Below are 20697 nucleotides of genomic sequence, written 5' to 3'. Positions count from 1 at the left end.
TCTCCTGGCCGGAGCCACTCTGGATGAACGATCTGACGATGCAGGCCTCACGGTTGGCGGTGGTCCTCGAGGAGGACCCCGACGCCGCCGCCACCCTTTCCCTGCAGCTGCGCACCCTGGGCATGGAATCTCGCCACTGTCGCCATGGCCAGCACCTGATCGGTGAGGTCATGGCGCGTCGCCCTCAACTGGTCATCATGGCCCTCGAGTTCGGCCAGCAGGACGGCTTCTCCACGCTGCGTCGGCTCGCCGAATGTGGCTACCGCGGCCAGGTCCTGCTGCTCAGCGGCGTGGAGCGCAAGATCGTGCGCATCGCCGAGCGGCTGGGTCAGGCCCTGGGGCTGCAGATGCTGGTCTCGCTGGACAAGCCGATGCGGCTGATCGAGCTGCGCCAGCGTCTCGAGGGCCAGAGGCCGAACGACAAGCCCGATGCCCTGCATCCCTGCCGCATCGACGAGCTGGACCAGGCCTTCGCCCGCCAGGAGATCACGCTCTACTACCAGCCCCAGTTCGAGCTCGCCACGGGGCGCCTCAGCGGTGTCGAGGCGCTGGTGCGCTGGGCCCATCCCGAGGCGGGGCTGCTGGTGCCGGGCCGCTTCCTGCCCCTGCTGACGCCGGACCAGAACCGCCATCTCACTCGTCGCGTCCTGCAGCTCGCGCTGGAGGATGCGGCGTGCTGGCGTCAGGCCGGCCTGTCCCTGTCGCTGTCGGTCAACGTCTCCGCCGATGACCTGATGTGCCCGGACCTGCTGTCGCTGGTCAGCGAGGGCCGCGACTCCTCCGGCGAGGCGCCGGTGGTGCTGGAGATCACCGAGACCGCCGCCATGGAGAACGAGCTCCTGGGCAGCGAGGTTGCGGCCCGGCTGCACCTCAGTGGCCTGGAGGTCTCGGTGGATGACTTCGGGGTGGGCTTCTCGTCGCTGGCTCGACTGCAGCTGCTGCCGATCAGCGAACTCAAGGTCGACCGCAGCTTCGTCAGTCGCCTGCTCGATGACCCTCAGGATGCTGCCATCGTCGAGGCGGTGGCGCTGCTGGGGCGTCGGCTTGGCATCCGGGTGGTGGCCGAGGGGGTCGAGGACCTCGCCTGCCTGGCTCCCCTGGAGCGCTTCGGCTGTACCCACGTGCAGGGCTTCGGCCTGGCGCGCCCCATGCCCGCCGCGGAGGTCCTGGCGCTGGCCGGCGCTCAGTCGCCGATCCGTGCCAGCAGCGATGTCAGCGGGGCATCGCTCGGCAGCACCCCGTAGGCCGGGCCAGCCTCCTCGCCCAGTCGCGAGCGACAGAAGGTCTCGGCCACGTCCGCCGGTCCGTGGCGCAGCAGCAGGGCGGCCTGAAGGCACTGGGCCAACCGCTGGGCCAGCCAGCGGGCACGAGGCTCGAGGGCCTCGGGGGAGGCCACCAGGTCCGCGTCCAGCCTTGCCAGCGCGCGGTCGAGCTCGGCCAGCCGACCGCGCGCCGGGGCCAGCTCCGCCCGTACGGCCTCCAGCGACGCCGGATGGCGCGCCAGCACCCGCAGCAGGTCCAGGCAGATCACGTTTCCCGACCCCTCCCAGATCGAGCTGACCGGCGCCTCGCGGTAGAGCCGGGCCAGCGGGGCCTCCTCCACGTAGCCGATGCCGCCCAGGCACTCCATGGCCTCGGCCATGAACGCGGGCGTGCGCTTGTTGTGCCAGTACTTGGCCAGGGTCGGCAGCAGGCGGGCCAGGGCGGCCTCGTCCGCGTCGCCGCGGGCGGCGCCGTCGAAGGCCCGGGCGGTGCGCATCGAGAGCGCCAGGCCGGCCTCCACCTCCAGGGCCATGTCGGCCAGCAGCACCCGCATGAGCGGCTGGTCGGCCAGGGCACGTCCGAAGGCGTGACGCTCCCGGACATGTCGCCAGGCCTCCACCAGGGCCTGGCGCATCATGCCCACCGGGGCCGTGGCGGCATCGAGCCGCGTCTGCTGGACCATCTCGAGGATGGTGGCGATGCCGCGCCCGGGCTCGCCCACCGGCTCGGCCCAGGCGCCGCGGTACTCGATCTCCGCCGAGGCATTGGCGCGGTTGCCGCACTTGTCCTTGAGGCGCTGCAACTCGATGGCGTTGCGCTCGCCTTCGGGCGTGAAGCGCGGCACCAGGAAGCAGGAGAGGCCCTCGTCGGTCTGGGCGAGGGTCAGGAAGGCGTCGGACATGGGGGCGCTGCAGAACCACTTGTGCCCCGTCAGGCGCCAGCCATCCCCCGAGCACTCGGCGCGAGTGGTGGCGAGGGGTTCGGCTCGCGTGGAATTGGCCCTCACGTCGCTGCCACCCTGCTTTTCGGTCATCGCCATGCCGAAGGTCAGGCCGGTCTTCTCCATCGCCGGCAGCACGCGCGGGTCGTAGTCCCAGGCCAGCAGGCCCGGCCCCCAGTGTGCCTCGAGGGCAGGCGACTGGCGAAGCACCGGCATGGCGGCGTGGGTCATGGTGATCGGGCAGCAGAAGCCGGGCTCGGCCTGGGTCAGCAGGTAGAGGGCGGCGACATGGGCCTGATGGCCACCGCGCCCCTCCTCCTGCCAGGCCACGGCGTGCCAGCCATGGTCGATGGCCAGGCGCATCAGCGCATGGTAGGCCGGGTGGTAGCTCACCTCGTCGAGGCGTCGGCCGTGACGGTCGAACAGGCGCAGCTCCGGCGGATGTCGATTGGCGGCCTCGCCCAGGGCCTGGACCTCGGCGCTGCCGGCCTCTCGGCCCAGGGGCGCGAGGCGCCTGGCCACCCAGTCCGGGGCCTCGCGGGCCAGGGCCTCCATAAGGGGCGTGTCCCCGGCGAGGAGGTCGCGATCGTCCGGAGGGGCGGGCTGGTTGGTCACCTCGTGGGTGGCCAGCCGGGAGCGGGCAGGGGCGTCGGGCATGGTCGGGCTCCGCAGGAGAGGCCTGACCTGAGCATGGTCCCCGCCCCGCAGGCGGTCAACGCGCGGCGTGACGCTGCCGCCGCGACTGGTTAGTCTGATGACATTTCCTCGGGAGTCCCCCATGACCGCGACCCCTTCCCAGGCCGGCGACCCGCCCGAGCCGCATATCGCCGATGAGCAGATCCAGCTGGTGGATACCCGCAACCGGCCCTGCGGCAGTGCGCCCCGGGTCGCCATGCGCCGCTTTCGCTTCTGGCACCGGGCCACCTACATCGTGGTACGCAACACCCGCGGCGAGCTCTGCGTGCAGCGCCGCACCCTGACCAAGGAGGTCTTTCCGGGCGGCCTGGACCTCGCCGCCGGCGGCGTGGTGGGCGCCGGCGAGGCGGTCCACGTGGCGGCGCGTCGCGAGCTGGCCGAGGAGCTCGGCATCCGCGGCGTGCCGCTGCGTCACGTGCTGGAGTTCGTCCATGCCGAGGGCGGCAATCATATCTTCGGCAGCGTCTTCCTGGTCGACCACGACGGACCGCTGACCCTGCAGGCCGATGAGGTGGCCGACGCCTTCTGGCTGTCGCCCGACGAGGCCCTGGCCCTGGACGGGATCACCCCGGATACCCGCCAGGCGGTGCAGGCCCTGCGGGCCGAGGGCGAGCTGGAGGTCGGCCCATGAACCGGCCGGCCCAGCTCGATGACCTGGATGCGGTGCTCGCCGCCCTCGAGGGCGTGGTGCTCGGCAAGTCCCGGGAGGTGCGCCTGGCCCTCTGCTGCCTTCTGGCCCACGGTCACCTGCTGATCGAGGACCTGCCCGGGCTCGGCAAGACCACGATGGCCCAGGCCCTGGCACGGGTCACCGGGCTAGACATGCAGCGCCTGCAGTTCACCAGCGACCTGCTGCCCGCCGACGTGCTCGGGGTATCGGTCTTCGACCCGCGCGAGGGGAGCTTCCGGTTCCATCCCGGGCCGATCTTCCACGGGCTGGTGCTTGCCGACGAGATCAACCGGGCCACCCCCAAGACCCAGAGCGCGCTGCTCGAGGCCATGGAGGAGGGGCGGGTGAGCGTGGAGGGCGAGACCCGTGCGCTGCCGGATCCCTTCTTCGTCATCGCCACCCAGAACCCCCAGGAGCAGGCCGGCACCTTCGCCCTGCCGGAGTCGCAGCTCGACCGCTTCCTGATGCGTCTCTCGCTGGGCTACCCGGACCCTCGGGCCGAGCGCGAGATCCTGCGTGGCCAGGCCGGCCGGGTGCGGCTCGCCTCGCTGCCGGTGCTGCTCGACGCCGAGCGGCTGCGGGCCTGGCAGGCGCGACTGGATGGCATCCACGTGGCCGATGCGCTGCTCGACTACGTGCAGGCGCTGGCCGCGGCCAGCCGCGAGCACCCCGAGCTGGCCTGGGGGCTGTCCACCCGCGGCGTACTCGCCCTGCTCCAGGCGGCGCGTGGCTGGGCACTGCTCGAGGGACGCGACCACGTGCTGCCCGAGGACATCCAGGCGGTGTGGGTGCCGGTGACGGGCCACCGGCTCAGCAGCGGACCGCGTGAGGAAGGCGAGGTCCTGGCGCGCCACCTGCTGACCCGCGTGCCGGTGATGGGGTGAGCATGGCGGCCGGGGCGACGCCCAGCGCGCGCCGCCGTGAACGGTTGCGTCGCTGGTGGCGGCGTCGCCTGGCCACCCCGCTGGAGGCGCCCCTGCCCCAGCGGCGGCTGTTCCTGATTCCCACCCGCTTCGGCCTGGGTTGGGCGGCCCTGGTGATCGTGCTCCTGCTGTTCGGCATCAACTACCAGAACAACCTGGCCTACGTGCTGGCCTTCTGGCTGTTCAGCATCGGCGTGGTGGCCCTGCTGCGGGGCTGGCTCAATCTGCTGGGCGTCACGCCCGCGCTGCGCCTGCCCCGCGAGGCCTTCGCGGGTGGCGAGGTGCGCCTCGGCGTGGTGCTGCGGGCCCGCCGGCCGCGCACGGCCCTCGACCTCCATTGCGATGGCGCCTGTGGGCGACTGGACATCGTCGATGGCGTCGGCGAGGCCGAGCTGGCCTTGCCGACCCCCCGGCGCGGCCTCGTCGGACTGCCCTGGCTGCGGGTCGAGACCCGCTGGCCGCTGGGCCTCGTCCGGGTGGTGGCCTGGGTGAGCCACGATGCCGAGCTGCTGGTCTGGCCCCGCCCCCTGGAGGAGGACGAGCCGGCCGTTCGGCACGGCGGCGTCGGCCTGGAGGCCGGCGACTTCGCCGGGCTGCGCCGTTTCCACTCCGGTGACAGCCCGGGCCAGGTGGCCTGGAAGCAGTGGAGTCGCACCGGGGTGCTCGCCACCAAGGTGTTCAGCGTGCCGCCCCGCCGTCAGCTGTGGCTCGACTACGATGCCTGTCGCGGCGACCCGGAGCGTCGCCTCTCGGTGCTCTGTGGCCGGGTGCTGGCGCACCATCGCGCCGGGGACCGCTACGGCCTTCGGCTGCCGGGGCTTACCCTGGCCCAGGGGGAGGGCGACAGCCAGCGCCGCCGGGCGCTGGATGCGCTGGCCCGTTTCCCCGCGACGCCCCGGGAGGCCGGGCGATGAGCGAGCGTCGCCCCGCCAGGGTCGCGGCCCCGGCCCTGCTGGCCGATGGTCGGCGCCTGGGCGGTGGCATGCTGCGCCAGCTGTTCATCGGCCAGTGCCTGGTGCTGGCCCTGCACCTGGCCTGGATGCCCGCCTGGCTGGTGGCCCTGGCGCTGGCGGTGGCCGGCTACCGCTACCTGCAGTTGCGCAGTCGCCTGCCCCGGGCCGGGGTGGTGCTGCGGCTGGTCGCCGTCGGTGGCCTGGTGCTGGCGCTGTGGCTGCAGTTCGGCACCCTGGGCAGCATGGACGCCCTGATCGGCCTGCTGCTCGGCGTCTACCTGCTCAAGCTGCTCGAGACCCAGGACCGACGGGATGCCCGGGTCGTGGTGGCGATCGGCCTGGTGGCCACGACCGTGGCCTTCCTGCACGACCAGGGGATCCCCATGGCCGCCGGGGCGCTGCTGGCGCTGGCCTGGCTGCTGCAGTCGCTGGTCTGGCTCGCCGGCGGCAGCCGCCTTCGCCAGACATGGCGGGAGACGGCCTGGCTGCTGGCGCTGTCGGCCCCGCTGATGGCGCTGCTGTTCGTCGCCTTCCCGCGCCTGGGGCCGCTGTGGAGCATGCCGCAGATGGACCGGGCCTCCACCGGTCTGACCGACTCGATCTCCCCCGGCGACATCGCCGAGCTTTCGCGCAGCGCCGAGCGGGCCTTCCGGGCGAGCTTCGAGGGCCCCGAGCCCAGCCCCGGCGAGCGCTACTGGCGGGTCTATACCCTGTCGCACTTCGATGGCATCCGCTGGTCTCGTGCCACGCCCGACCAGCTGGCCGCGACCCTGGAGCGCCCCGTCGAGGCCTTCGTCGGCGCGGGAGCGCGCTCCCCCTGGCAGTCGCCGGAGACCGCCCGCTTCAGCGTCGAGCTGCTGCTGGAGCCGGACAGCCGTCCCTGGCGGCCCTCCCTGGGCACGCCGCTCGCCGCCGAGACTCCCCAGCGCTACCTGGCCGACGGCACCCTGGAGGGGTTGGCCGCGCTGAGCTCGCGCAGCCTGCTGCGGCTCGACAGCAGCGGGGCGCCGCCGGCCTATGCGGACCCGGCCGGATCGAGGTGGCACCGCCTGCTGCCGGTGGAGGCCAACCCGCGCACCCGGGCCCTGGCCCAGCGACTCTGGCGGGAGAGTGGCCGGGACCCGGATGCCTATCTCGACGCGATGATGGCCCGCTTCGGGGAGGCGCCTTATCGCTACACGCTCTCGCCGCCCCGGCTCGTCGGCGAGCATCGCGTCGACGACTTCCTGTTCGACAGCCAGGCCGGCTACTGCAGCCACTACGCCTCGGCGGCCGCCGTGATGGCCCGCATGGCGGGCATCCCGGCGCGGGTGGTGGCCGGCTTCCTGGGCGGCGAGCGGCATCCGGATGGACACTTCACTGTGCGCGACTATGATGCCCATGCCTGGGTGGAGGTCTGGCGAGAGGGTGGCTGGCGGCGCCTGGATCCCACGGCAGTCATCGCCCCGGAGCGCATCGAGCGGGGCGCCCAGGCGGTCGAGGAGGGGGCCGATGCCTTCCTCGCCGATGCCCGCTTCTCTGCGCTGCGCATGCGCGAGGTCGGCTGGGTGAACGGCCTGCGGCTGGGATGGGAGCGGCTGGAATATCGCTGGCAGCGCGGGGTGGTCGGCTTCCAGCGCGAGTCCCGACGCGCCCTGATGGCGCGGCTGGCCGACTGGTGGCGCGAGACCTGGGCGCGGCTGGACACCCTCTTGCCGGGGCACAGCGTGCTGACCACCGCGCTTGGCCTGGCGGCCACGCTGGTCCTGGCCGCGGGGCTCGCCCTGTTGGCGCGCCTGGGCCTTCGCCGATGGCAGCTGCAGCATGACGAGCGACGGCTGGTGGGCATCCTGCAGGCCTGGCTGGCCGGCCGTGGCCTGGCGGCCCGGCCCGGGGAGTCGCCGGCCGCCCATCTGCGGCGCATCGCCCCCGAAGCCGGGCCCGCGGGCCGGGCGCTCAACGACTGTGCCCATGACCTCGAACGGCTGGCCTACGCCCCGCTCGAGGCGCCCGAGCGCGCCGCGCGTCGTCGCCGGCTGGCGAGGCGGGTGGCCGAGGTTCGCCGGCGCCTGCCGAGGCCGCGGCGAGGCAGGGGCAGGGCTGGCGCCTGATGGGGCGGCGTGTCATCGTAGGAATACCGAGAGCGAGCCTGATCCATGTCCATCCATGACCATGAATGCCGCACCCAGAGCGGCGAGCCCTTCAACCTTCGCGCCCTGCGTGGCCAGGTGTTGCTGATCGTCAATGTGGCCAGCCAGTGCGGCTTCACGCCTCAGTTGAGGGACCTCGAGCATCTCTACGTTCGCTATCGCGACCGCGGCTTCACCGTGCTGGGCTTCCCCTGCAACCAGTTCGCCCGCCAGTCGCCGGAATCGGCTCTGGATTTCTGCCGCTTCGCGGAGCACGAGCACGGCGTCTCCTTCCCGCTGATGGAGAAGGTCCGGGTCAACGGCGGTGGCGCCCATCCCCTCTTCGTCGAGCTCAAGCGCCAGGCGCCGGGCGTGCTGGGCACCAGCATGATCAAGTGGAACTTCACCAAGTTCCTGGTTGGCCGGGATGGTCGGGTGATCCGCCGGTTTTCCCCTCGCGATGGCGAGGCGGAGCTCCGCGAGGCGCTGGAGAAGGCCCTGGACGAGCCCTGATCGCGGGGCGGCAGCTGCCGTCCCGGGAGGGCGTGGCTCAGGGCGTCTCGCCGCGCGCGACCATCACCCGCCCCATCGGCTCGTTTCAGCCCCATGGCCGAGTCGGGTCATCCCGCGCAGTCAGGGCGTCTCGCCGCGCGCGACCATCACCCGGCCCATCAGCTCGTTCCAGCGGTGGCGGGTCATCATGGTGGTCAGCCCCGAGAACAGCGCCCAGCTCTTGCGCCGCCAGCCCTTGAGCCTCAGGTTGTGGGACACCAGCTGCTGCATCAGGCGATAGTCGTCGAACGCACGCCACTCGCCGGCCACCGACAGCTGATGGCGGGCCATCACCGGGGCGAGCTCCAGGCGGAAGACCCACTCCAGTTCGCGCAGGCTGAGGTCGTGGCGCTGGATCTCGTCGACCATGCGGGCGTAGTCGGTCTCGCGAGGCTCGCGCTCGAGCCACAGCGGCGCCAGCGCGAGCCACAGCTCGCCGCGCTCATCGACCAGGGTCTGCGCATCCATCCATTCTCTCCTGCAGGTTTGCCGCTCGGGCCACGCAGGCATCCTGCACCAGCCGTGCCGGGGCCTCAAGGGCGGACAGCCGGCCTCGGGGCCGCTAGAATGTGCCCCACTGCCGACACGATCCCCGCGGTCGTGTCACTCACTTCGACAGCGGCGGTCGTGGCCAGCCGTCGTGTCCATCAGCCAACAACGAGGTCTGTCGTGATCATCAAGCCCAAGGTCCGCGGTTTCATCTGCACTACTACTCATCCCGTCGGCTGCGAGCAGAACGTGCTCGAGCAGATCGAGGCGACCCGCGCGCGGGGCCTGGACAAGGCCAGCGGCCCGAAGAAGGTGCTGGTGATCGGCGCCTCCAGCGGCTATGGCCTGGCGGCCCGCGTCACCGCGGCCTTCGGCTATGGTGCCGACACCCTGGGCGTGTTCTTCGAGAAGCCCGGCACCGAGAAGAAGCCCGGCACGGCCGGCTGGTACAACAGCGCCGCCTTCGACAGGTTCGCCAAGGCGGAGGGCCTCTACAGCAAGTCGATCAACGGCGACGCCTTCTCCCACGAGGCGCGCGAGAAGGCCATCGAGCTGATCCAGCAGGACCTCGGCCAGGTGGATCTCGTGGTCTACTCGCTGGCCTCGCCGGTGCGCAAGCTGCCCGACAGCGGCGAGCTCAAGCGCTCCAGCCTCAAGCCGATCGGCGAGACCTACCGGGCCACCGCCATCGACACCAACAAGGACACCATCATCGAGGCCGAGGTCGAGCCCGCCACCGAGCAGGAGATAGAGGATACCAAGGCGGTGATGGGCGGCGAGGACTGGGAGCTGTGGATCGATGCCCTGGACCGCGCCGGCGTGCTGGCGCCGGGCGCCCGCAGCGTGGCCTTCAGCTACATCGGCACCGAGATCACCTGGCCGATCTACTGGCACGGCGCCCTGGGCAAGGCCAAGGAGGACCTGGATCGCGCCGCTGGCGAGATCGACAAGCGCCTCGCGGCCAGCGGCGGCGGGGCCAACGTGGCGGTGCTCAAGTCGGTGGTCACCCAGGCGAGTGCCGCTATCCCGGTCATGCCGCTCTACATCGCCATGGTCTATCGGGTGATGAAGGAGAAGGGCCTGCACGAGGGCACCATCGACCAGCTCAACCGGCTCTTCGGCGAGCGGCTGTACCTTGGTGAAGGGCAGGGCAGCGCCGAGACCGACGAGGCCGGCCGCCTGCGCCTGGACGACTGGGAGTTGCGCGACGACGTCCAGCAGGCCTGCCAGGACCTGTGGCCCCAGGTGACCACCGAGAACCTCTTCGAGATCACCGATTACGCCGGCTACAAGCACGAGTTCCTGAAGCTGTTCGGCTTCGAGCGCGACGACGTGGACTACGACGCCGACGTGAATCCGGTGGCCGACTTCGATGTCGTGAACCTGTAGGCCCCTCGTGTGACGTCACTGACGCGGCATGTCGGTGTGGTGGTGCTGCCCGGTTTCTCCCTGCTGGCCGAGGCCTGTGCCACCGAGCCGCTGTTCGTGGCCAATCGGCTGGAAGGGCGCCCCCTTTATCGCCTCACCACCTTCGCCACCGCGTCCGGCCCCGTGACGAGCGCCTCCCAGCAGGCTCTCGTGCCCCAGGCCGGGATCGGCGAGGTGGATGACCCGCTGGACCTGCTGCTGGTGTGCGCCCCGGGACCGCTCTCCGGTCGCGTTCCCGAGGCCCTGGTCGACTGGCTGCGTCGGCTGGCCGGGGGCGGAGTGCTGCTGGGGGGCATCGGCGGGGGGACCGAGGTGCTGGCCCGGGCCGGGGTGCTGGACGGCTACCGGGCAACGCTGCCCTGGCAGCGTTTCGACGCCGTCGCCGACGCCTTCCCCCGGGTCCTGCTGTCGCGCCAGCTGTTCGAGATCGACCGCGACCGGCTGACCTGCGGCGGCGGCACCGCGGCCATGGACATGATGATGACCCTGGTGGGCAGCCAGCACGGCCCCCGGCTGGCCGAGCGCATCTCCGAACACTTCGTGCTGGAGCGCATCCGCATGGGTGACGAGCCCCAGCACGTGCCGCTGCGGGCTCGCCTGGGCCATGCGCCGGAGAGCCTGGCCGAGGCGGTGGCGCTGATGGAGGCCAACATCGAGGAGCCCCTGACCACCCACGAGCTGGCCGAGCACCTGGGCATCTCGCGGCGCCAGCTCGAGCGCCTGTTCAAGAAGTACCTGCAGGCGGTGCCCAGCCGCTACTACCTGGACCTGCGCCTGCAGCGGGCGCGTCGCCTGCTGCGCGAGAGCGACCATCCCGCCGGCGAGATCGCCCTGTTGACGGGCTTCTCCTCGGCGGCCCACTTCTCCACCGCCTACCGCAACCACTTCGGCATCACCCCCCGCGAGGAGCGGATGACCTGACCCCGCCACGCCATGGAGGTGCGATGAGACCCCTGAGACCCCACCTCTTCCTGCTGCTGGTGGTGGCAATCTTTTCCGGCAACATCCTGGTCGGCAAGGCGCTGGAGGACCTGCCGCCCTTCACCATCTCGATGGGCCGGGTGGCCATCGCGCTGGTGGTCATGCTGCCGCTGGGCTGGCACCAGGCGCGCCAGGGCTGGCCGGTGTTCCGTCGCCACTGGCGACCGCTGCTGGGCCTCGCCCTCTCCGGAGTGGCCTTCTTCAATGCGCTGATCTACGCGGCGCTTAAGTTCACCTCGCCGACCAATGTCGCCATCATCGAGAGCCTGATCCCGGTCGCCACCCTGCTGCTCAGCGTGCTGCTGCTGGGCGAGCGCTTCCGTCCCCTGCAGTGGGTCGGCGTGGTGGTCTCCCTGGGCGGGGCCGTGCTGGTGATCACCGCCGGGAAACGGGTTGAGCTGGTGCCCGGCGGGGTCAACCCGGGGGACCTGATCATGGGGCTGGCGGTGCTGGTCTGGGTGGGCTACTCGCTGATGGTCAAGGAGCACATGGCGCGCTTCCCCCGCTACGGCGGGCTGCTGGCGATGCTCGTCATCGCCAACCTGGCCCTGGCGCCCATCGCCCTGCTGGAGGGCGCCTGGCAGGTGCTGCCGCGGCTCTCCTCGGCCGAACTGGCCGGGCTCGGCTATCTCGGGATCTTCCCCTCGGTGGTGGCGCTGCTGCTCTACAACAACGCCCTGGCCGACATCGGCCCGACCCGGGCCGCGATCTACCTCAACCTGCTGCCGGTGTTCACCATGCTCGGGGCCTGGTGGTGGCTCGGCGACACCATCCTCGCGGTGCAGGTCGTCGGCAGCCTGGTGGTGATCGGCGGGGTCTGGTGCACGCTTTCGCCACCGTCTCGGCGGGAGCGCGCCCCCGGCCCCTCGTCCTGATCAGGCGGGCCGGGCCAGCAGGGCGCGAAACAGCGAGCCCATCATCACCGGCGTGTCCTGCTCGATGACAAAGCCGGCCTGTTCCAGCAGCGGCGAGGCCTGGCGGGTGATATCCGTGGCGATGGCCGAGGTGAAGGCGTTGAGGCCGCGACGCGCCAGGCCCGCCGGGCGGTCGTCGGCCTGGAACTTGTCCATCACGCAGAGCTGGCCGTCTTCCTTCAGCACCCGGTGGGCCTCGGCCAGGCCCCTGGCCGGGTCGGGCATCACCGCCAGGATCAGGTGCATCACCACGACGTCGAAGTGATCGTCGGGGTAGAGGAGGCGCTCGGCATCCATGGCCTCCGCCAGGACGTCCCTGCCGAGGCGCTCGGCGCGGCGCTCGAGGCGCCGGACCATGGCCGGCGACAGGTCGGTGGCCTGGAGCTCGACATCCCGGGGCAGCCAGGGCAGGTCGAGCCCGGTGCCGGCCCCGACCAGCAGCACGCGCATGCCCGGGCGCCAGGTCACCTGGTCCAGGGCCCGGCGGCGAGCGTCGCGAAAGGCGCGCTCGGCCACCAGGTCGTAGACCGGCGCGTAGAGCCCGTAGCGGATGCGGTTCCAGGCCGTGGTGTTGAACATGAGAGGCTCCCGGTGGACGCGTCCCTTCAGCCTACCCCATCCCGGCTCGGCCGTGGGGGCGCCATGGCCCCGGCTGCCTTTTACACAACTCGCCGTCCCATTGCTGAAAGCTTCCCTATCCGGCCCTCCCTATACTCGAGTGACTGAAGATCCGTCATTCCGAGAATGGAGAGCCACATGAGCCAGACCCCGACCCGCGCCGACTTCGACCAGTACATGGTGCCCAACTATGCCCCCCAGAAGGCGATTCCGGTGCGTGGAGAGGGGAGTCGCTTGTGGGATCAGTCGGGCAAGGAGTACATCGACTTCGCCGGCGGCATCGCCGTCAACGCCCTCGGCCACTGCCACCCGGTGCTGGTCGATGCCCTCAAGGATCAGGCCGACAAGCTCTGGCACCTGGCCAACGTCTACACCAACGAGCCGGCCCTGAAGCTCGCCCGGGCGCTGGTTGAGCGCACCTTCGCCGACAAGGTGTTCCTCTGCTCCTCCGGCGGCGAGGCCAACGAGGCGGCGCTCAAGCTGGCGCGTCGCTGGGCCTACAACGAGCACGGCGAGCACAAGGACAAGATCATCTCCTTCCGCCAGTCGTTCCACGGCCGCACCTTCTTCACCGTCAGCGTCGGCGGCCAGCCCAAGTACTCCCAGGGCTTCGGGCCTGTGCCGGGCGGCATCCTGCATGCCGAGTTCAACGACCTCGAGGCCGTGCGGGAGCTGATGGGCGACGATACCTGCGCGGTGATGGTCGAGCCGATGCAGGGCGAGGGCGGCATCGTGCCAGCCACCCAGGAGTTCCTCGAGGGCCTGCGGGCGCTGTGCGACGAGCACCAGGCCCTGTTGATCTTCGACGAGGTGCAGACCGGCGTCGGCCGCAGCGGCTCACTCTACGCCTACATGGAATACGGCGTGACCCCGGACATCCTGAGCAGCGCCAAGTCGCTGGGCGGCGGCTTCCCGGTCGGCGCCATGCTGACCACCGACGCCATCGCCCCGGCGATGGGCATCGGCACCCACGGCTCCACCTACGGCGGCAACGCCCTGGCCTCTGCCGTGGCGTTGGCCGCCGTCGAGTACATCGACACCCCCGAGGTGCTCCAGGGCGTGAAGCGTCGCCATGACCTCTTCCGCGAGCACCTCGAGGCGATCAACCGCAAGTACGGCGTGTTCCAGGAGATCCGCGGCATGGGCATGCTGATGGGCGCCCAGATGTCCCCCGAGTATGAGGGCCGCGCCAAGGAGATCCTGCCGCTGGCCATCGACGAGGGCCTGATGGCGCTGATCGCCGGGCCCAACGTGCTGCGCATGGCCCCCTCGCTGGTGATCCCCGAGGAGGACATCCGCGAGGGCATGGCGCGCCTCGAGCGGGCGGTGGCGCGGATGGTGGCGGGGCAGTGAGCCCCGGCCTGTCCATGCGCGACGACTCATCCCCTTCCGGAGACCCTGCCATGCTGGTCATACGTCCCGTCCGCTCGGCGGACCTGCCGTCCCTGGAGCGGCTGGCCGGCAGCGCCACGCCGCGCCTGACCAACCTGCCGGCCCACCGCGACCGCCTGGAGGAGCGCATCGCCCGTTCCCAGCGCGCCTTCGCCGGTGAGGTCGAGGCGCCCGGCGACGAGCACTACATCTTCGTGCTCGAGGACCTGGAGCGCGGCGAGGTGGCCGGCACCGCCACCATCCGCGCCCAGGCCGGCGCCCGCGAGGCCTACTACACCTATCGCCAGGAGACGCTGATCCACGCCTCCCAGCAGCTCGACGTGCGTCGCGAGGTGCCGACCCTGGCGCTCTCCCATGAGGTCTCCGAGGCGACCCTGCTGTGTGCGCTGTCGCTGGATGCCCGCTACAAGGGCACCAGCGCGGAGAGCTTGCTGCGCCGGGCGCGGCTGATGTTCATCAGCCAGTATCCGGAGCGCTTCGCCGAGATCCTCGCCATGGCCTTCCCCGGCTACCTGGACGAGCAGGGCGAATCGCCGTTCTGGAACAGCGTGGGTCGCCACTTCTTCGTGCGCGACTACCAGGAGATCAACTACTTCGCTGGGGTGCGCTCGAAGAGCTTCGTCGCCGAGGTGATGCCGCAGTTCCCGCTCTACCTGGCGCTGCTCACGCCCCAGGCCCGCGCCGCCATCGGCCGAGAGCATCCCGACCACGAGTCGGCGATGAGCGAGATGCTGGGCGAGGGTTTCCTGCGCTCGCGCCACGTCGACATCTTCGATGCCGGTCCGGTGATCAAGGGCGAGCGCGAGCGCCTGGCGAGCTTCCGACGCGCCGCCTGGCACCCGGTGCGCATCCGCCCGGCCCATGCCCTGCCCGATGCCGAGCCGGCCATGGTCGCCAACCAGCGGCTGGCGGACTTCCGCTGCGTGGTGGCGCGCTATGCCCTGTCGCCCACCGGCCAGCTGATGCTCTCCCCCGAGCATGCCGAACTGCTCGGGGTGGAGGAGGGGCGCGCCGTGCTGGCCGCGCCCCTGGCGCTGCCGGGACTGGGGGACGAGCACGAACCGGGGTATGACGAGGGAGAGCTGTGATGCGCATGAGACCGATCGTCGAGACCGACATCGACGAACTGCAGGCCCTGGCCCGAGAGACCGGCGTGGGCTTCACCTCGCTGCCCGACAACCGCGACTTCCTGGCCGCCCGGATCGCCTCGACTGTGAGCGCCTTCGAGGAGCGCACGCCGGTGGACCAGCGCCTCTACTTCTTCGTGCTGGAAGACGAGGAGACCGGCCGGCTGGCCGGGTGCTGCGCCATCGAGGGCCAGGTGGGGCGTGAGACGCCCTTCTACCACTATCGCCTGGGCACCCTGGCGCACTCCTCGGTTCAGCTCGACCTGCACCGCACCATCGACACCCTGTTCCTGAGCTCCGACCACACCGGCGACGCCGAGGTGGCCTCGCTGTTCCTGAGGCCCGAGTACCGCGGCGGCGACCGTCGACACCAGCGCAACGGCGCGCTGCTGTCGATGATGCGCTGGCTGTTCATGGCGGAGTTCCGTGACCGATTCCCCGACAAGGTGCTGGCCGAGATGCGCGGCGTCTTCGACGAGCGCGGACGGAGCCCCTTCTGGGAGTGCCTGGGCAGCCACTTCTTCCCGCTCGCCTTCGACGAGGCGGACAAGCTCACCGGGCTCGGCCAGAAGAGCTTCATCGGCGAGCTGATGCCCAAGTTCCCGATCTACACCCCCTTCCTCTCCGACGAGGCGCGGGCGTGCATCGGCCAGGTCCACGAACACACCCGCCCGGCGCTGGCCATGCTCAAGAAGCAGGGGCTGCGCTGGGAGGGCTACATCGACATCTTCGACGGCGGGCCCACCGTCGAGGCCTATATCGACGACGTGCGCGGCGTGAGGCTGTCGCGGCGCTGCCGGGTGGAGGTGAAAGCGGGGTCGCTCGAGCAGTCGCCCCGCCCGCGCTGGCTGGCGGCCACCACCGGGATGGCCGGCTTCCGTGCTGCCTGGCTGGGCCGAGGCCCCGACGAGGAGGGCGTGGTGACCCTCGACGAGGCCGAGGCGCGTCGGCTGGAGGTTGCCGCCGGCGACACCCTGCGCATACTGGATACCGAGGAGGAGGCGTGATGAAGGCAAGACAGCAGCTGCTGATCGGTGGCACCTGGCACGAGGGCGAAGGCGAGGCCTTCGGCAAGCACGATCCGGTGTCCGACGAGCGCCTCTGGGAAGGCCGGGCGGCCGACGAGGCCCAGGTGGGCGCCGCCGTGGTGGGGGCCCGGGAGGCCTTCCCGGCCTGGGCCCGCACGCCCTTCGCCGAGCGTCAGGCCCTGGTGGAGCGCTTCCGCGAGGTGCTGGAGCAGCACCGCGAGGACCTGGCCCTGGCCATCGCCCACGAGACCGGCAAGCCCCTCTGGGAGGCGCGCACCGAGGTCGGCGCGATGATCGGCAAGGTGGCCATCTCCATCCGTGCCTACCAGGAGCGCACCGGCGAGCGCAGCCGCGACGTGGGTGACACCACCGCCGTGCTGCGCCACCGGCCCCACGGCGTGATGGCGGTGTTCGGCCCCTACAACTTCCCCGGCCACCTGCCCAACGGCCACATGGTGCCGGCGCTGCTGGCCGGCAACACCGTGGTGTTCAAGCCCAGCGAGCAGACCCCGCTGACCGCCGACCTCACCCTGCAGTGCTGGCAGGAGGCGGGGCTGCCCGACGGGGTGATCAACCTCGTCCAGGGGGCCGCCGCGACGGGCCAGGCGCTGTCCGCCGATCCCGGCATCGACGGCCTGCTGTTCACCGGCAGCGCCCGGGTGGGCGGCATCCTGCATCGCCAGTTCGCCGACCAGTTCGACAAGATCCTGGCCCTGGAACTCGGCGGCAACAACCCGCTGGTGGTCAAGGACGTGCCCGACCAGGAGGCCGCCGTGCTGACCATCCTGCAGTCGGCCTTCCTCTCCGGTGGCCAGCGCTGCACCTGCGCCCGGCGGCTGATCGTGCCCGAGGGCCAGGTGGGCGACCACCTGCTGGACGCCCTGTCCGATGCCATCTCGCGGCTGCGGGTGGCCGGCCAGTTCAGCGATCCCGCCCCTTTCTACGCCGGACTGGCCAACGTGGCGGCGGCCGATGGCCTGCTGAAGGCCCAGGACGACCTGGAGGCGCGGGGCGGCACGGTGCTGGCGCGCATGGAGCGCCTGGAGGCCGGCACCAGCCTGCTCAGCCCCGCCCTGATCGACGTCACCGGCCTGGAGGTCCCCGACGAGGAGCACTTCGGCCCGCTGCTCAAGGTCTACCGCTATGGCAGCTGGGACGAGGCCCTGCGCCTGGCCAACGACACCCGCTATGGCCTCTCGGCCGGGCTGATCGGCGGCGAGCGCAGCGACTGGGACGACTTCCTGCTGCGGATCCGCGCCGGCATCGTCAACTGGAACCGCCAGACCACCGGCGCCTCCGGCGACGCGCCCTTCGGCGGCGTGGGCGAGAGCGGCAACCACCGGCCAAGCGCCTATTACGCGGCCGACTACTGTGCCTATCCCGTCGCTTCCATGGAGAGCGAGGCGCTGAGCCTGCCCGAGAAGCTGCCGCCGGGAGTGGTGTTATGAGCGACGCTATGAGCCAGGTACCGAACCCGACGGTACGCGAGGTCAATTTCGATGGCCTGGTGGGTCCGACCCACAACTACTCCGGGCTGGCGATGGGCAACGTGGCCTCGATGAGCCACGGCGGCCTGGTCTCCAACCCTCGGGAAGGCGCCCTGCAGGGACTCGCCAAGATGAAGTCGCTGATGGACGCCGGCTACGCCCAGGGCGTGCTGCCGCCCCAGCAGCGCCCGGACCTCGGTGCCCTGCGCGCGCTGGGTTTCACCGGCAGCGACGGCGAGGTGCTCGCCCGCGCCGCCAGTGAGGCCCCGCAGATCCTGCGCGCGGTGTGTTCGGCCTCCAGCATGTGGACCGCCAATGCCGGCACCGTGACCCCGAGCGTCGATGCGCCGGACGGCCGGGTGCACTTCACCCCGGCCAACCTGCAGTCAAGCTTCCACCGCTACCTGGAACCGCGGACCACCGGCCGGGTGCTGGCGTCGATCTTCGCCGACGATGGCCACTTCGCCCATCATCCGGTGCTGCCGGCGACGCCCGCCTTCTCCGACGAGGGCGCGGCCAACCACACCCGGCTCTCTGCCTCTCACGGTGAGGTCGGTGTGCACCTGTTCGTCTACGGCCGCCAGGCCTTCGGCGGCGATGGCGTCGAACCGACGCGCTACCCGGCCCGCCAGACCCTGGAGGCGAGCCAGGCCGTGGCCCGCCAGCATGGCCTGACGGAGGCGCAGACGGTATTCGCCCAGCAGCACCCCGGCGCCATCGACGCCGGCGTGTTCCACAACGACGTGATCGCGGTGGGCAACGGCCCGGTGCTGCTCTACCACGCCAAGGCCTTCCGCGACGAGGCGGGCACCCTGGACGCGCTTCGCGCCAGGATGGCCACGCCGCTGATCCCGGTGCGGGTGCCGGAAGAGGCGGTGAGCCTCGAGGACGCCGTGGGGTCGTACCTGTTCAACTCGCAGCTGCTCTCCAACCCGGATGGCTCGATGACCCTGGTGGTGCCCGGCGAGTGCCAGGAGAACGAGGCGGTGTGGCGCACCATCCAGGACCTGCTGATCGCCGGCCCGAACCCGATCAACGAGGTGCTGGTCAAGGACGTCAAGCAGAGCATGCGCAACGGCGGCGGTCCCGCCTGCCTGCGCTTGCGGGTGGCGCTGTCCGATGCCGAGCGTGCCGCCGTTTCCGGCCGGGTACTGCTCGATGACGGCCTCTACGGCGATCTCACCGCCTGGGTCGAGCGCCACTACCGCGACCGCCTGGCGCCCGAGGACCTGGCCGACCCCGAGCTCGCCGCCGAGACCCTCACCGCCCTGGACGAGCTGACGCGGATTCTCTCCCTCGGCGCCGTCTATCCCTTCCAGCTGGGCTGAGCCCGCTGTTGGGAGGCGTCACGGGGCAAGGCCACGACATCTCCTGTAGGATGCGCCCCATCACGTGGAGGCGCATCCCGGACGGGGGAGAAGGCATGGCGAGGGTGTCGGACGGCACGAGTGAGGCGATGTCGCCGCGGGCGGCCTATCGGCGAGCGCTGGACCAGGCCGGCTTTGCCAACGACGAGGCCCAGTGGCAGGCGATCGAGCGCCTGGAGGCCTGCTTCCACTCGTTGCGCGAGGCCCCGGGCGCTGCCCGTCCGCCGGCCCCCGGGGTCTACCTCTGGGGTCCGGTCGGGCGAGGCAAGACCTGGCTGATGGACCTCTTCCATCGACACCTCGACGTGCCCTCGCGGCGCCTCCACTTCCACCACTTCATGCGCTGGGTGCACCGCCGCCAGTTCCAGCTGGCCGGCACCGCCGACCCGCTGACGGCGCTGGCCCGGGAGCTGGCCGACGAGGTCCGCGTGCTGTGCCTCGACGAGCTGTTCGTCAGCGACATCGCCGATGCGATGATCCTCGGTCGACTGCTCCGTGCGATGTTCGACCACGGCCTGGTGCTGGTCTGCACCTCGAACCAGGCGCCGAACCAGCTCTATGCCGAGGGCTTCAACCGCGAGCGCTTCCTTCCCGCCATCGCGGCCATCGAGCGGCACATGGGGGTGGTCGAGCTCGACGGCGGCCAGGACCACCGCCTGCATCCCGGTCGGGCCCACCCGCGCTACTGGGTCTCGCGTCCCGGCCATCCGAGCGCCCTGAATGAGGTCTTCACGCGGCTGCGCCAGGGCCGGCCCGAGGACCACGCCCCCATCGCGCTGGGACATCGCTCGATCCCCGTGGTGGCGCGCAGCGAAGGGGTGCTCTGGTGCCGCTATGCCGAGCTCTGCGAGCAGCCACTGGCGGCGCTGGACTTCATCGCCCTCTGCGACCGCTTCGACCATGTCCTGCTGAGCGAAGTGCCTCGCCTGAGCCGTCGCGAGGCGTCGGCCCCCATCGCCCGGGGTACCGAGGACGGGGTGGCGCGGGTCGACGCCGGCGAGCGTGACTTCCCCGAACTGTCCCGCCATGACGACGGCGTGCGGCGCTTCATCGCCCTGGTCGACGAGTGCTATGACCGGCGCATCCCGCTCTACCTGGAGGCGGAGGTGGCGATGGGCGACCTCTATCCCCACGGCTACCTCGCCTTCCCGTTCCGGCGGGTCCTCAGTCGGCTGCAGGAGATGCAGCTGGCGCGCTTCGGTCGTGACCTCGATGGGGAGAGCCCGGGTGGCTGATCACCACGAGATCGTGCGGTTGGGCGCCGACTCGCCGCATCTGGCGCGGGTCGCGGCCTGGCAGCATGCCGAGTGGGCGCACCTGAGCCCCGGCGAGACACTGGCCTCCCGACGTGCCGCCCTGCGCGGGGAGTGCGGGCCGGCAGGCATCCCCTCGGTGTTCCTGGCCCTCGCGCTGGGCAGGCCCGTCGGCACCGCCAGCCTGGTGGCCCATGACCTCGATCCCCGGCCGGCCCTGTCGCCCTGGCTGGCGTCGGTCTATGTTCTTCCTGAATGGCGAGGTCAGGGCATCGCCTCGGGGCTCGTTCGTCGAGTCGAGGCGGAGGCCGCCGGGAACCGCATCGGGCGGCTGTATCTCTTCACGCCGGACCAGCAGGCGCTCTATCGCCGCCTCGGCTGGCAGGACCACGAGACCCTGGTCCATCACGGCGAGACGGTGACCCTCATGATCCGGCGCCTGCCCCTGCAAGGGAGCTGAATCTGGCACGGTCGGCATCCTGGCACCAGTGAGGCGAAAGGGCCGCGT

19 protein-coding genes are annotated in these 20697 nt (G+C 71.2%); 16 read left to right on the top strand and 3 right to left on the bottom strand.

What is annotated here, in order from left to right:
* The first annotated feature begins 23 nt into the window (after window positions 1-23).
* Window positions 24-1244 (top strand): EAL domain-containing response regulator, encoded by a 1221-nt coding sequence (locus tag BOX17_RS05345; protein ID WP_071942464.1) that lies wholly within the window; start codon window positions 24-26, stop codon window positions 1242-1244.
* Here BOX17_RS05345 and BOX17_RS05340 read toward each other — a convergent pair.
* On the bottom strand, window positions 1184-2860 hold the full coding sequence (locus BOX17_RS05340; protein ID WP_071942462.1) for an acyl-CoA dehydrogenase family protein: 1677 nt from the start codon (window positions 2858-2860) through the stop codon (window positions 1184-1186). The two genes, BOX17_RS05345 and BOX17_RS05340, sit on opposite strands and share 61 nt — an antisense overlap.
* Window positions 2861-2981: 121 nt before the next feature.
* On the opposite strand from BOX17_RS05340, the gene BOX17_RS05335 reads away from it, so the two are divergent.
* The 5 genes from BOX17_RS05335 to BOX17_RS05315 are packed head-to-tail and all read left to right on the top strand — an operon-like array spanning window position 2982 to window position 8066.
* Window positions 2982-3530 (top strand): NUDIX hydrolase, encoded by a 549-nt coding sequence (locus BOX17_RS05335; RefSeq protein WP_071942460.1) that lies wholly within the window; start codon window positions 2982-2984, stop codon window positions 3528-3530.
* Window positions 3527-4453, top strand: a complete 927-nt coding sequence (locus tag BOX17_RS05330) for an AAA family ATPase (protein WP_071942458.1) — start codon at window positions 3527-3529, stop codon at window positions 4451-4453. The genes BOX17_RS05335 and BOX17_RS05330 overlap by 4 nt, the downstream gene beginning before the upstream one ends.
* The gene (locus tag BOX17_RS05325) at window positions 4450-5406 is read left to right on the top strand and encodes a DUF58 domain-containing protein (RefSeq protein ID WP_125925529.1); all 957 of its coding nucleotides are present in this window, start codon (window positions 4450-4452) and stop codon (window positions 5404-5406) included. Before BOX17_RS05330 ends, BOX17_RS05325 begins: the two co-directional genes overlap by 4 nt.
* The gene (locus BOX17_RS05320; protein ID WP_071942454.1) at window positions 5403-7535 is read left to right on the top strand and encodes a transglutaminase TgpA family protein; all 2133 of its coding nucleotides are present in this window, start codon (window positions 5403-5405) and stop codon (window positions 7533-7535) included. Before BOX17_RS05325 ends, BOX17_RS05320 begins: the two co-directional genes overlap by 4 nt.
* Before the next feature lie 45 nt (window positions 7536-7580).
* Entirely contained in the window at window positions 7581-8066 is a 486-nt protein-coding gene (locus tag BOX17_RS05315; protein WP_071942452.1) for a glutathione peroxidase, read from the top strand.
* A gap of 120 nt (window positions 8067-8186) precedes the next feature.
* Here BOX17_RS05315 and BOX17_RS05310 read toward each other — a convergent pair whose 3' ends face one another.
* Window positions 8187-8573, bottom strand: a complete 387-nt coding sequence (locus tag BOX17_RS05310) for a DUF7079 family protein (RefSeq protein WP_071942449.1) — start codon at window positions 8571-8573, stop codon at window positions 8187-8189.
* Window positions 8574-8774: 201 nt separating this feature from the next.
* Between BOX17_RS05310 and fabV the strand changes: the two genes are divergently transcribed.
* The 3 genes from fabV to BOX17_RS05295 are packed head-to-tail and all read left to right on the top strand — an operon-like array spanning window position 8775 to window position 11878.
* Window positions 8775-9983 carry an enoyl-ACP reductase FabV gene (gene fabV, locus BOX17_RS05305; protein WP_071942447.1) on the top strand — a complete coding sequence of 403 codons (1209 nt, stop codon included), beginning with the start codon at window positions 8775-8777 and terminating at the stop codon, window positions 9981-9983.
* Window positions 9984-10022: 39 nt separating this feature from the next.
* A complete protein-coding gene (locus BOX17_RS05300) occupies window positions 10023-10943 on the top strand; it encodes a GlxA family transcriptional regulator (RefSeq protein ID WP_071946669.1) in 921 nt (306 codons plus the stop codon).
* A gap of 23 nt (window positions 10944-10966) precedes the next feature.
* A complete protein-coding gene (locus tag BOX17_RS05295) occupies window positions 10967-11878 on the top strand; it encodes a DMT family transporter (RefSeq protein ID WP_071942445.1) in 912 nt (303 codons plus the stop codon).
* Here the strand turns inward: BOX17_RS05295 and BOX17_RS05290 are convergent, their stop codons facing one another.
* Complete coding sequence (locus tag BOX17_RS05290) at window positions 11879-12496, bottom strand: class I SAM-dependent methyltransferase (RefSeq protein ID WP_071942443.1); 618 nt, start codon at window positions 12494-12496, stop codon at window positions 11879-11881.
* A gap of 177 nt (window positions 12497-12673) precedes the next feature.
* Between BOX17_RS05290 and BOX17_RS05285 the strand changes: the two genes are divergently transcribed.
* The 7 genes from BOX17_RS05285 (at window position 12674) to BOX17_RS05255 (ending at window position 20649) form a co-directional block, all read left to right on the top strand.
* A complete protein-coding gene (locus BOX17_RS05285; protein WP_071942441.1) occupies window positions 12674-13888 on the top strand; it encodes an aspartate aminotransferase family protein in 1215 nt (404 codons plus the stop codon).
* Between the two features lie 50 nt (window positions 13889-13938).
* Complete coding sequence (locus BOX17_RS05280; RefSeq protein ID WP_071942439.1) at window positions 13939-15015, top strand: arginine N-succinyltransferase; 1077 nt, start codon at window positions 13939-13941, stop codon at window positions 15013-15015.
* Window positions 15015-16061 carry an arginine N-succinyltransferase gene (gene astA / locus BOX17_RS05275; protein WP_071942437.1) on the top strand — a complete coding sequence of 349 codons (1047 nt, stop codon included), beginning with the start codon at window positions 15015-15017 and terminating at the stop codon, window positions 16059-16061. Before BOX17_RS05280 ends, astA begins: the two co-directional genes overlap by 1 nt.
* Complete coding sequence (gene astD / locus BOX17_RS05270; RefSeq protein ID WP_071942435.1) at window positions 16061-17530, top strand: succinylglutamate-semialdehyde dehydrogenase; 1470 nt, start codon at window positions 16061-16063, stop codon at window positions 17528-17530. The genes astA and astD overlap by 1 nt, the downstream gene beginning before the upstream one ends.
* Window positions 17531-17538: 8 nt before the next feature.
* Window positions 17539-18897: an N-succinylarginine dihydrolase gene (gene astB, locus BOX17_RS05265; RefSeq protein WP_071942433.1), complete on the top strand. Its 1359-nt coding sequence runs from the start codon at window positions 17539-17541 to the stop codon at window positions 18895-18897.
* Window positions 18898-18992: 95 nt separating this feature from the next.
* Complete coding sequence (gene zapE, locus BOX17_RS05260) at window positions 18993-20171, top strand: cell division protein ZapE (RefSeq protein ID WP_071942431.1); 1179 nt, start codon at window positions 18993-18995, stop codon at window positions 20169-20171.
* A complete protein-coding gene (locus BOX17_RS05255) occupies window positions 20164-20649 on the top strand; it encodes a GNAT family N-acetyltransferase (protein WP_244272242.1) in 486 nt (161 codons plus the stop codon). Before zapE ends, BOX17_RS05255 begins: the two co-directional genes overlap by 8 nt.
* Window positions 20650-20697 lie beyond the last annotated feature (48 nt).

The organism is Halomonas aestuarii (genome assembly GCF_001886615.1).
Lineage (GTDB): Bacteria > Pseudomonadota > Gammaproteobacteria > Pseudomonadales > Halomonadaceae > Halomonas > Halomonas aestuarii.
This window is presented reverse-complemented; position numbering and strand designations above follow the sequence as displayed.

Coding starts and splice junctions, on each gene's coding strand:
- BOX17_RS05295 (WP_071942445.1), top strand. CDS start 10,967: ATGAGACCCCTGAGACCCCACCTCTTCCTGCTGCTGGTGGTGGCAATC.
- astA (WP_071942437.1), top strand. CDS start 15,015: ATGCGCATGAGACCGATCGTCGAGACCGACATCGACGAACTGCAGGCC.
- BOX17_RS05315 (WP_071942452.1), top strand. CDS start 7,581: ATGTCCATCCATGACCATGAATGCCGCACCCAGAGCGGCGAGCCCTTC.
- BOX17_RS05345 (WP_071942464.1), top strand. CDS start 24: ATGAACGATCTGACGATGCAGGCCTCACGGTTGGCGGTGGTCCTCGAG.
- BOX17_RS05335 (WP_071942460.1), top strand. CDS start 2,982: ATGACCGCGACCCCTTCCCAGGCCGGCGACCCGCCCGAGCCGCATATC.
- astB (WP_071942433.1), top strand. CDS start 17,539: ATGAGCCAGGTACCGAACCCGACGGTACGCGAGGTCAATTTCGATGGC.
- astD (WP_071942435.1), top strand. CDS start 16,061: ATGAAGGCAAGACAGCAGCTGCTGATCGGTGGCACCTGGCACGAGGGC.
- BOX17_RS05330 (WP_071942458.1), top strand. CDS start 3,527: ATGAACCGGCCGGCCCAGCTCGATGACCTGGATGCGGTGCTCGCCGCC.
- BOX17_RS05310 (WP_071942449.1), bottom strand. CDS start 8,573: ATGGATGCGCAGACCCTGGTCGATGAGCGCGGCGAGCTGTGGCTCGCG.
- zapE (WP_071942431.1), top strand. CDS start 18,993: ATGGCGAGGGTGTCGGACGGCACGAGTGAGGCGATGTCGCCGCGGGCG.
- BOX17_RS05340 (WP_071942462.1), bottom strand. CDS start 2,860: ATGCCCGACGCCCCTGCCCGCTCCCGGCTGGCCACCCACGAGGTGACC.
- BOX17_RS05290 (WP_071942443.1), bottom strand. CDS start 12,496: ATGTTCAACACCACGGCCTGGAACCGCATCCGCTACGGGCTCTACGCG.
- BOX17_RS05285 (WP_071942441.1), top strand. CDS start 12,674: ATGAGCCAGACCCCGACCCGCGCCGACTTCGACCAGTACATGGTGCCC.
- BOX17_RS05280 (WP_071942439.1), top strand. CDS start 13,939: ATGCTGGTCATACGTCCCGTCCGCTCGGCGGACCTGCCGTCCCTGGAG.
- BOX17_RS05320 (WP_071942454.1), top strand. CDS start 5,403: ATGAGCGAGCGTCGCCCCGCCAGGGTCGCGGCCCCGGCCCTGCTGGCC.